Genomic DNA, 685 nt, shown 5'->3' with positions numbered 1-685 from the left:
ACAATCTGATGGTGGCTATAGCTCAGTTGGTAGAGTCCCGGATTGTGATTCCGGTTGTCGCGGGTTCGAATCCCGTTAGCCACCCCATTCTTTCTTTAAAGAATAAAATTTCGGTGAATAGCGCAGCTTGGTAGCGCATCTGGTTTGGGACCAGAGGGTCGGGGGTTCGAATCCCTCTTCACCGACCACATTGAGAAAAAGGCTCTACAGCAATGTAGAGCCTTTTTCGTATCTGGTGATATTTGTTTGGGATCTGGGGGCGGGAGCTGGAATCCCAGCCGTGTTGAATTCCTCTTCACCGCCCACTGTAGAAAGCCTGCTTTTTGTTGCAGGCTTTCGTTGTTTGGCATGCTGACTAAAACGTCTGTGCGATCTTCTTCTCTCTACTTCTCTCTACTTTCTCTCTACCTTCTCTCTACCTTCTCTCTACCTTCTCTCTACCTTCTCTCTACCTTCTCTCTACGGTTCTCATTTTCTTGCCTCAACCCACGAGCCTTACTGAGTATGCCGATGCGCTGGCTTTTGTCTCTGATGAGAGACTTTTAAGGCTTTCTAAGCGGAGTTGCTGATGAACCTCTCAATCTGAGAGGAAATCTCCTCTTTCTCTATAACGTGTGTTTTTTTTCTGTCTATATTTTAGTTTCTTGGCATTTAACACTCTGATTTCAAACACCAGTGAGTTCCT

The 685-nt window shown here is 46.1% G+C and carries 2 tRNA genes; both read left to right on the top strand.

From position 1 onward, the window contains the following. Nucleotides 1-11 precede the first annotated feature (11 nt). A tRNA-His gene (locus tag CIK04_RS22520) sits at nt 12-87 on the top strand. 24 nt (nt 88-111) lie between these two features. Then, nucleotides 112-188, top strand: a tRNA-Pro gene (locus tag CIK04_RS22515). Nucleotides 189-685 lie beyond the last annotated feature (497 nt).

The sequence above is a fragment of the Vibrio sp. 03_296 genome, from assembly GCF_002265885.1.
Note: the sequence above shows the minus strand (reverse complement) of the source record. Positions and strands in the feature narration are given on the sequence as shown.